We start from the raw sequence: 9,744 nt of genomic DNA, 5'->3' as shown, positions 1-9,744 counted from the left end.
CTGAAGCCCTACCCTCAAGTACTCGTCCTGGTCATCGCTTCTTGATACATGGTTTATCGCCAGAGAAGTGGGCGGTACTGGACTCGAACCAGTGGCCTCCACGATGTCAACGTGGCACTCTAACCAACTGAGCTAATCGCCCAAACTTTAGTTTATGGTCTATAGTTTATAGTTACAATAATAAAAACTTCTTTTTTTGTCATACACTATCAACCATTAACTATAAACTATAAACTTTTTCAAGTGCCGGAAGCCGGACTTGAACCGGCACGGACTTTAAGGTCCATGGGATTTTAAATCCCAGGCGTCTACCAATTCCGCCATCCCGGCGGCTTTAAAAACTGGATTATATAACAATTTTAATAGGATTTACAATTAAATAGACCGAAGGCTAAGAGAATTTCCAATATCCCTACCCGACAAGCTCCCACCATTAAATCTTTGGCGGACAAGTTGGCAGGCGGGCAATTACCAATTTCTAATGAATACCTAATTAAAAAATGCTTAATGATAAAATGCGTAAGATTTTTAAGAAATTAGAAATTAGACATTTCACTAGTAATTAGGAATTTAAGTAGAGTAGAGCAAAACATGTAGTTGCCGATTTATCGGCGCTGTTTCCCTATTTTGTTATTTTCTATTTTGACCTATGCCGCAGTTTTTGAGACTTCATATTTCACTGGAAAAAGTCTCTCAAGATTTACATGTTTTGAAGCATCTACAATCTCAATACCAACAACCTTCTCTTTCTCCCCTACATCCAGCACAATATCTTCAGAAACTCGCCTATTTACAACACTCTGCTTCCTGTCATCTAACCGAATATAGAGAAGATCCGTTTTATCATTATAGAGAATGTTCATTTTTATCCCTCCCATTTGCCATAAAATACATAAACTGTCACAGTCACTATTACATTTTCTTCAATAGAGGGAAGCAAAAGCAAAAGAAGCAATAGAAGCAATAGGGTCAAATCTTGACATTTAAGCTTTCCTCTATTCTAGACAGTAATAAATCCATCTCTTTATCCTCTTCTCTATGTTTTTCTATTCTGCGACACATCTGACTTATAGCAGAGTAAGACATATTTCCTAAAAGGCGAGCTATATCTTCCAACTTTTTATCAGTATATTTCCGTATAAGATAAATATATAACTTTCTCTGCAACTTTTCTTTTTCTACTCGTTTTCTTATTTCGGTTTCTATTTGGTTAATAGTAATTCTTTTTTCTAATCGTTTCAAACTCGTCAGCTCTTCATCTTTTCTATCAACAATGAATTTACTCTTAACCCAATTAACAAAATCGCTTTTTCCGAGAATAAGTCCTCCTGATATATTGTCTTTTATAAAATTTGCATCAGTATTTGAATCTTTTTCTATAGATTCCTTATATAATTTTTTTGCCTTTTCAGTATTGCTGTTAAACATTCCCAAAATGAACCCTGTAGTCAAAAATTGAACATTACGATTTTTATATATATAATCCCTGTAACTTGACCATTTATATTCTTCCAGTTTTTTGACAACTCCTGCCCTTACCGGATTAAGATGGATATATCGGCTCAAATGTTCTAAATACTCATCTGCCTGAACCAATATCGCCTTATATCTTCCCTGAAATAAATGTCCTACCCTTTTATGCCTATGATTGAAATAAACCGTGTAACTTGTATTAAGTGTCTGCATCACCCTGCTTAAATTCGCCAACGGAGTCTCTATCACTAAATGATAATGGTTGTTCATCAGACACCAAACATGCACTTTTATACTATAACGGGTAACTTGCTGCTCAATATATTTCAAGAATTGTTTTTGGTCTTGTTCATCTACGAAAATCTCTTTCTGTTCATTACCCCTGGAAGTTACATGATAAAAAGCCCCCTCATATTCTATCCTTAGCTGTCTTGCCATAAAAAAATCCCTCTCCGATGTTATTATCGGAGAAGGATTCTAATAAACCCAACCTATTTTGTCAAATGTCAAGATTTGACCCTTCACTCTTTAATTAGTGAGCATAAACAACCGTCCCCTTTTCTCTCTCCTTTTCTCCCACTTTTCTCCTTTTCTTACTCATAAATTAATGCGTGGGCTGGCTGACAAGATAGAAAAACCAGTTTGGATTGGGGGGCAAGACGAAGAATCCCTTATACTGTAGTAAAGTAGAGACATCGTCATCAGATATACCCCAGCGCTGGACACCTCCCCACATAACGGGCTTGGTTTTAACCCAACTTGCGCTACCGTCCGAAAATAAAACATTCGCTCCTTCGGTCCCGTGGTTAGGCGCAGAGTAATAGTGGCCAGCAGTTACATCAAAACCCAATAGGATGTAATTGACTCCGCCAACAGCTACAAGATTGCGAAAAAAGTAATTATCCCATATCTGGGAACTATTTGTTTTATTCGGTTGAGCTCTGTCAATAAACCATACAACAGTGTTCCCTTCTGTCAAATTAAAATGCGCTTGGTTTAGAGGTGCCTCCTGCCCCGCATAGCATACCTGCATACCATAGGAGAGACTTGGTGTTAGTGAAGTGGCGCCAGCGTGCCCAGGGAGACCATTACGGCGAAAAGCCACTTGTTGCGCAAGAATAGTTCCTATTGCCGGATTTGGTTTTTGCTCCGAAGAAGGGCAGACGAAGACCCCCCAATCGCTTTCATACTCGGGATATAAAAGCGCCAGATAAGTGTTTAAATAAGCAGGACTAGTACTCTGCCCGTTATAGGGAAAGGTTCCCTGATAATCACCAGCATATAAATTCATCGCAAGACCAATATCCTTTAGGTTGCTGATGCAGGAAGCTCTTTGCGCCAATTCTCTTGCCCGGGTCAATGCCGGCAGTATCAATGCAGCTAAGATTCCGATGATAGCAATAACAACTAAAAGCTCTATGAGGGTGAAACCGACTTTGGATTGCGGATTGTGGACTGCGGATTGCGGAATCTTGAATCTTGAATCTTTAATCTTTAATCTGCTTATCATACCTCATCCTCCTTTTTTAGTTTTCGTCATTGCGAACAGAGTGAAACAATCTCGTTATTTGGGATTGCTTCGGCTATGCCTCGCAATGACAAGAAGAAATTATTTCCATGTATTTCTATGTATTTCATTTTTTAGTCTTCAGTCTTTCCTGCCCGCCTCTGGCGGGGGTCTTCGGTCTAAAATGTCTTTTATCTCCAGTTTCCATTTGTTCCATTAGTTAATATGATCAGGATTTAGGGTGTTATTATTTGAGGTGCCATCGCCCAACCCATGAAGGTCAGTTGTAGAAAGCACCTTGTCAGTTCCTGATTTTACAGATCTAATCCACTTCACATGACCGCCGACAAACAGCGCATTGACACCGTCGGTAGCATGGTTAAGAAGCGCTAAACCAGAAGATGCCTTTATAGCTGTAAGATTCAAACGATCCGGGGTACCGCCAAGAAGACATGAACCATCAAAATATGTCTGATCCATAGCGAGCACACTATCAGAACGGGCTGATTCGTTAAGCCCGATATTATAAGCATAGTGGCAGGTGGAACAGCTTGTTGAGTTTGTGGCACAAGTGTTGGATAAAAAGGTGCCCTGTGTAGCCCTGGGACCAAGTTGTGTAGCTATCTTAAAGGTAGCATTGCTCGGGCAGATATATGTCTTGAAGGGCTTGATATACTCAGGCCATAAGCGCGCAAAACTACCCTTTGTTGTAGCGTTGGCAAGAACAGCAGTAGAAGCGCCATCCTGGTCACCCATCGGAAACCTGTCACTATGGTCGCCTGCAAACAGATGCATTCCAAGACCAATCTGTTTTAGATTGCCTGAGCAAACAGCGCGTCTGGCATTTTCTCTCGCTCTGTTTAATGCCGGCATTATCAATGAGGCCAAAATTCCTATAATCGCAATAACAACCAACAACTCTATTAATGTAAAACCAGTAAACCTTTCCCTAAACAAGTTCATAGTTAACCTCCTTTTTTTTAGAAAGACAAATTCTTTTTATCATATCATTTCCTCTTTGTCAAGAGCCTGTAAAAATCAATAACCAAGATACAAGAAACAATAACCAAACAAATTCCAATATTCAATACCCAATCACCAAAACTGACACTGTATGTCATTGCGAGGCGTACCCGAAGCAATCTCGTTATTTGAGATTGCCACGCCCTCATAATGTTCGGGCTCGCAATGACAAGAGTAGTTGCCCCGCCATAAAGGGCGAAGCATTAAAAGATAACAAAAAAATGGATTCCTGCCAGAGTTTATCCCTGTGAAAACAGGGGCAGGAATGACGAAAGAAAAACTAAAAACCGCGCCGATGAATCAGCAACTACAATAAAATAACGAAATTAGAAATATAATGGAAATAGATAGAAATATGTTGAAAGATATTGTCTTTATCATTAGTTTTTTGAAGTTATAGTATGTAATTTTTTTAGTTTTCAATCCTTTAACAATATATATCTATTTATATCTACTGTATTTCTATGTATCTCATTTCTTCAGTCTTCGGTCTTTAGTCTCTCGTTCAATAATTCATTGACTATTTTCGGATTTGCTTTGCCTTTGGTTGATTTCATTACCTGCCCAACCAGAAAACCGAATGCATTTGTTTTCCCTTTTTTGAAGTCGTCTATTACTTGTTGGTTTTCTTGTATGACTTTATCGACGACTGCAGAAAGCTCTTCTTCGTCCGTTACTTGAGCAAGGCCGTTCTCTTTAACTATCTCCTGCGGATGTTTGCCTTTCTCGAAAATCTCCGTAAGTATATTTTTTGCAGTATTCAGATTGATTTTCCCTTCTTTAACGAGTGCAAGTAGTGAAATAAGATGTTCGGAAGTGAATTTGCTTTTAGTAATAGTAATGTTATGCTCGTTCAAATATCTGGTAACAGGTCCTATAATCCAGTTGGCAATTTCCTTTGACCAAGCAAAAGGGGACGGTTCTCCCAAAAGAGAACCGTCCCCTTTTGCTGCCTGATTGAATTCTTTTAAGCATTCTTCAAAAAAGTCTGCCGTTTCTTTGCTTGATATGAGTATATTTGAATCGTATTCTGTCAAGCCATATTCAACTGCGAATCTTTCTTTGCGCGCATTGGGAAGTTCAGGTAGTCCCTTTTTTATTTTTTTTATTTCTTCATCCGAAATAAAAAGCGGGGGAAGATCCGGTTCGGGGAAATATCGATAATCGTGCGCTTCTTCTTTACTGCGCATCAGGTGTGTTTTTTGCCCTTTCTCATCCCATAATCTGGTTTCCTGAGAAACCTTTTCCCCTTTTCCAAGTGTTTCTTTTTGTCTTTCTATTTCGTATTTGATAGCCGCAAGAACAATTTTGAAAGAATTCAGATTTTTTATTTCAACTCTTGGCGGCAAAATATCTTCGCCTTTTTCTCTTACTGATATGTTTGCTTCAAATCGTAGGGAGCCTTCTTCCATCTTACAGTCAGAAACCCCGATATAAAGTAATATGTCTCTTAAAGTATTCATAAATACTTCTACTTCTTCGGGACTTCTCATGTCAGGTTTTGTTACGATTTCTATTAAAGGGATCCCCGTGCGGTTTAAGTCCACTAAAGATGCCTGCCCGTTTTCAAGATGTATGTTCTTACCTGCATCCTCTTCAAGATGAATATTATCCATGCCAATTCGTTTAATTTTATCGCCAAGTTTAATTTCAAGAAATCCGTCTTTGGCAAAAGGCAGATATTGTTGCGAAATCTGATAGTTTTTGGGGAGGTCGGGATAGTAATAATTTTTTCTGTCGAATATCGTCGTAGAATTAATTTTACAATTGAGCACTAAAGCAGTCCTAATCATATGTTCAATCGCTTTGGCATTTACTACAGGAAGAACACCGGGAAGCCCCATACACACGGGGCAAACTTGCGAGTTTGGCAAAGAACCAAATTTTGTTGAGCATCCGCAAAATAGTTTCGTTTCTGTTGCAAGTTCCGCGTGTATTTCAAGTCCGATTACCGGTTCGTATGTCATAATTTCTTAAAATTAAATTACTAATTACTAATATCTAATTTCCAATGAAATGTCTTATGCGCTAAATATAAATTCCTAATTTCCAAAACTTACACTGCGTGTCATTGCAAGGCATACCCGAAGCAATCTCATTATTTGGGATTGCCACCCCAAAACCACGTTGGGTTCAGGGTCGCAATGACAAGAGTAGTTGCCCATTTATGGGCTCTGTTTGCCAACGAATTGGCTTTTATAATACGCCGATAAATCAGCAACTACAATAAAATAATGAAATTAGAAATACATGGAAATGCGTTGAAATAAATTGTCCCTCTATATATCTCTATGTATTTCCACTGTATATCCGTTGTATATCTATTTTTTTGATTTTCAATATGTCATTTTGCATTTTAATTTTTACATTTTACATTGTGGTTTTTTAAGATGGTATTCCGTATTTTGTTCAAACGTGTAAGCGGTTTGTAATATTTTACACTCATCAAAAGGTTTTCCGATAATCTGAAGACCTATCGGCAATCCGTCTTTAGAAAATCCGCAAGGTATAGAAATAGCAGGAAGCCCGGCTAAATTTACAGGAATCGTAAATATATCAGAAAGATACATTTGCAATGGGTCAGAAACCTTCTCCCCTATTTTGAAAGCAGGAGTCGGAGCAACGGGTGTAACAATTACATCGCATTTCTTGAATGCTTCGCTAAAATCGTTTTTTATTAATGTTCTAACTTTCAGCGCCTTCAGATAATAAGCTTCATAATAACCTGAAGATAGAGCATAAGTGCCGAGCATTATTCTTCTTTTTACCTCTTCGCCGAAACCTTCATCACGCGTCTTCTCATACATATCGACAATACTGCTAATTTTTCTGTCCTCTGTGTTCTGTCTTCTGTCTTCTGTCTTCTGTCTTCTGTATCCATAGTGTACTCCATCATATCTGGCAAGGTTGGAACTGGCTTCTGCAGGAGCAATAATGTAATATGCCGCAACTGCATATTGCGTATGAGGTAAGGAAACCTCTACGATTTCGGCTCCAAGTTTTTTAAAAACTTCTATAGCGTTTAAAATTGCTTCTTCGACTTCTTTATCCATCCCTTTCACCCCGCCCCTCGTAAAACCCCGTCCTTTAACACGAGGGGCGGGGTTTACAAAATATTCTTTAGGAATTCCGAGCTTTAATTTTTTAGCGTCATTTTTTAAGTATTCGGTGTAATTTGGAACTTCTTTTTCAACAGAAGTGGAATCCATCGGGTCATGACCTGCTATTATATTCAGAAGAATTGCAGTATCTTCAACATCTTTTGTGAATGTGCCAATCTGGTCTAGGGAAGATGCAAATGCCACAAGCCCCGAACGCGACACTCTGCCATAAGTGGGTTTTAATCCAACAACCCCGCACATACTTGCAGGCTGACGAATAGAACCGCCTGTATCCGATCCCAATGACATAATTGCAAAATCGGCTGCCACGCAAGCCGCCGAACCACCCGAAGAACCGCCCGGTATAGTAGAAGTATTCCAAGGATTTCTGCAGACCCCGTATGCAGAATTTTCGGTTGAAGAACCCATAGCGAATTCGTCCATATTCGTTTTACCCAAAATTATGACATCCTCTTTTTTGAATTTTTCTATCACTGTTGCGTCATAGATAGGGGTATAATTCGAAAGTATTTTTGAACCGCAGGTAGTTCTGATATCTCTTGTCGAGATAACATCTTTTATTGCGATGGGAATACCCGACAATGAACCTATTTTCTCGCCTTTACTAATTTTCTTATCTACTTCTTCGGCTTTTTGTAGAGCTAATTCTTTGGTAAGCGTGATATATGAATTTATGTTTTTATCTAATTTTTCTATGCGGTCGTAGATACTCGTGGTAATTTCAACGCAAGAAATTTGCTTTTCCACAAGCAACTTATTCAGTTCGTGAGCAGTTAATTTGTATAATTCCATAGTTATTAAAGATTGAATGGAAATATATAGAAATAAATTGAAATGTGTTGAAATACGTTGTCTATCTACTATGTATTTCCATGTATCTCTATTTATTTCTACGTATATCTATCGTATTTCCGTTTATTTATTCTATTATCGGCGGTACTTTAAAATATCCTCTTTCTTTATCAGGCGCGTTTTTGAGCACGTCTTCTACCGTGGAAGACGGCACTTGAACATCTTTTCTTCTAACATTCACAAGGGGTACAACCTGCAAAGTCGGTTCCGTTTTAGATGTATCAACTTCGTTTAATTTTTTTATGTATTCAAGTATAGTGTTTAACTGATGTGTAAATTTTGGTATCTCGTCTTCTCTCAATTTGAGCCGAGATAGTTTCGCTACATACTCTACATCTTTTTTACTTATAATATTACTCATGTTTTTCCCTTAATTCCTAATTACCAATACCTAATTTCTAATGAAATGTCTAATTATCTAAAAAATTAAAATGTTTTATCATTGAGTATTCTAAAATTAGAAATTGGTAATTGCCTGCCTGCCAAATCTTGTCGGGCAGGGATATTAGAAATTATTTTTATATCATCTTTGTATCACTTTCTTTATTCCTCTTACTGCCTGTTTTATTCTGTGTTCGTTTTCTACCAACGCGAATCTTAAGAATCCTTCGCCGTTATCACCAAATCCAATTCCCGGAGAACATACTACGTCCGCTTCTTTTAAAAGGCGGATCGAGAAATCTAAAGAACCTTCTTTCTTGAATTTTTCGGGAAGCGGAGCCCACACATACATTGTTGCTTCGGGTAATTCTACATGCCAACCCATATTATTAAAACCATTAACTAAGACGTCTCTTCTTATTTTATAATTCTCTAAAGTTTTTTCCACATAATCCTGCGGACCATTTAATGCCTGAATAGTGGCAACCTGAATCGGAGTAAATATTCCATAATCATAGTAACTTTTAATTTTTATAAGAGCGCCAACAATATCTTTATTGCCAACCAAAAATCCTACTCTCCATCCAGCCATGTTGTATGTCTTGGAAATAGAATAGAATTCCACTCCTATTTTTTTCGCGTCTTTTGCCTGCATAAATGAAGGAGCTTTATAACCGTCAAAACATATATCTGCATAAGCAAAATCGTGTATTACGAGCAATTTGTGTTTTTTTGCAAATTTGACTATCTCTTCGAAAAATTCCAGCGAAGCAGTTTTTGTCGTTGGATTATGAGGAAAAGATATAGTTAAAACTTTTGCTTTCGGGGCTCTTTTTTTGATAGTACGCTCTAATTCGGGGATAAAAGAATTCTCATCTAACAGTGGCGTTGTTACAAGATTGCCCCCGGCAATAGCAATATGATAAATATGGGAAGGATAGGTAGGGGTCGGAACTATTACAGTATCACCCTCATCTAATATAGCTAATGCAAGATGAGAAAATCCTTCTTTTACTCCTATGCAAACAACAGCTTCTGTTTCAGGGTTTAATTTTACACCGTATTTTTCTTCATATCTTTTTGTAATAGCTTCCCTTAAATGGGGAATACCCTTTGATGTAGAATAACCATGGACTTTGCTTTTTTGAGCCGCCTCGATTAGTTTGGCAATTATTTTGGGAGAAGGTGGCTGGTCTGGATTACCCATACCCAAATCGATAATATCTTTACCTTCTTTTCTTGCCTCACTCTTAAGTTTATTTAATCTTGCAAATATATAAGTAGGCAGTTTTGAAATTCTTTTAGATTCAATCATAGATATATAGACTAAAGACAAAAGACCGAAGACTAAAGACCTTAATCATTTTTGACCTCTTTACCTACTGA

8 protein-coding genes and 2 tRNA genes are annotated in these 9,744 nt (G+C 37.8%); all 10 read right to left on the bottom strand.

Translation table 11 applies throughout. The annotated features are described in order from the left end of the window. Positions 1–68: 68 nt before the first annotated feature. Positions 69–142, bottom strand: a tRNA-Val gene (locus tag KAS42_04695). A 102-nt stretch (positions 143–244) separates the two neighbouring features. Continuing rightward, positions 245–330: transfer RNA gene (locus tag KAS42_04690), tRNA-Leu, on the bottom strand. A gap of 317 nt (positions 331–647) precedes the next feature. Beyond that, a complete protein-coding gene (locus KAS42_04685) occupies positions 648–863 on the bottom strand; it encodes a DUF2283 domain-containing protein (GenBank protein ID MCK4905514.1) in 216 nt (71 codons plus the stop codon). 106 nt (positions 864–969) lie between these two features. Continuing rightward, positions 970–1,911, bottom strand: a complete 942-nt coding sequence (locus tag KAS42_04680; GenBank protein ID MCK4905513.1) for a transposase — start codon at positions 1,909–1,911, stop codon at positions 970–972. Positions 1,912–2,077: 166 nt separating this feature from the next. Next, positions 2,078–2,983: a type II secretion system protein gene (locus KAS42_04675; GenBank protein MCK4905512.1), complete on the bottom strand. Its 906-nt coding sequence runs from the start codon at positions 2,981–2,983 to the stop codon at positions 2,078–2,080. Between the two features lie 213 nt (positions 2,984–3,196). Further along, positions 3,197–3,943, bottom strand: coding sequence for a type II secretion system protein (locus tag KAS42_04670; protein ID MCK4905511.1), 747 nt, complete (start codon positions 3,941–3,943; stop codon positions 3,197–3,199). Positions 3,944–4,482: 539 nt separating this feature from the next. After that, positions 4,483–5,970, bottom strand: a complete 1,488-nt coding sequence (gene gatB / locus KAS42_04665) for an Asp-tRNA(Asn)/Glu-tRNA(Gln) amidotransferase subunit GatB (GenBank protein MCK4905510.1) — start codon at positions 5,968–5,970, stop codon at positions 4,483–4,485. Between the two features lie 396 nt (positions 5,971–6,366). Further along, positions 6,367–7,917 carry an Asp-tRNA(Asn)/Glu-tRNA(Gln) amidotransferase subunit GatA gene (gene gatA, locus KAS42_04660; GenBank protein ID MCK4905509.1) on the bottom strand — a complete coding sequence of 517 codons (1,551 nt, stop codon included), beginning with the start codon at positions 7,915–7,917 and terminating at the stop codon, positions 6,367–6,369. A 127-nt stretch (positions 7,918–8,044) separates the two neighbouring features. Further along, positions 8,045–8,338 (bottom strand): Asp-tRNA(Asn)/Glu-tRNA(Gln) amidotransferase subunit GatC, encoded by a 294-nt coding sequence (gene gatC / locus KAS42_04655; GenBank protein MCK4905508.1) that lies wholly within the window; start codon positions 8,336–8,338, stop codon positions 8,045–8,047. A gap of 162 nt (positions 8,339–8,500) precedes the next feature. Next, entirely contained in the window at positions 8,501–9,673 is a 1,173-nt protein-coding gene (locus tag KAS42_04650; GenBank protein ID MCK4905507.1) for an aminotransferase class I/II-fold pyridoxal phosphate-dependent enzyme, read from the bottom strand. Positions 9,674–9,744: the final 71 nt, after the last annotated feature.

The organism is bacterium (assembly GCA_023135785.1).
Classification (GTDB): domain Bacteria; phylum CAIJMQ01; class CAIJMQ01; order CAIJMQ01; family CAIJMQ01; genus CAZNJA01.
This window is presented reverse-complemented; position numbering and strand designations above follow the sequence as displayed.

Excerpts from the sequence above, each read along its gene's own strand:
- KAS42_04685 (MCK4905514.1), bottom strand. The coding sequence starts at position 863 with ATGAACATTCTCTATAATGATAAAACGGATCTTCTCTATATTCGGTTA.
- KAS42_04680 (MCK4905513.1), bottom strand. The coding sequence starts at position 1,911 with ATGGCAAGACAGCTAAGGATAGAATATGAGGGGGCTTTTTATCATGTA.
- KAS42_04675 (MCK4905512.1), bottom strand. The coding sequence starts at position 2,983 with ATGATAAGCAGATTAAAGATTAAAGATTCAAGATTCAAGATTCCGCAA.
- KAS42_04670 (MCK4905511.1), bottom strand. The coding sequence starts at position 3,943 with ATGAACTTGTTTAGGGAAAGGTTTACTGGTTTTACATTAATAGAGTTG.
- gatB (MCK4905510.1), bottom strand. The coding sequence starts at position 5,970 with ATGACATACGAACCGGTAATCGGACTTGAAATACACGCGGAACTTGCA.
- gatA (MCK4905509.1), bottom strand. The coding sequence starts at position 7,917 with ATGGAATTATACAAATTAACTGCTCACGAACTGAATAAGTTGCTTGTG.
- gatC (MCK4905508.1), bottom strand. The coding sequence starts at position 8,338 with ATGAGTAATATTATAAGTAAAAAAGATGTAGAGTATGTAGCGAAACTA.
- KAS42_04650 (MCK4905507.1), bottom strand. The coding sequence starts at position 9,673 with ATGATTGAATCTAAAAGAATTTCAAAACTGCCTACTTATATATTTGCA.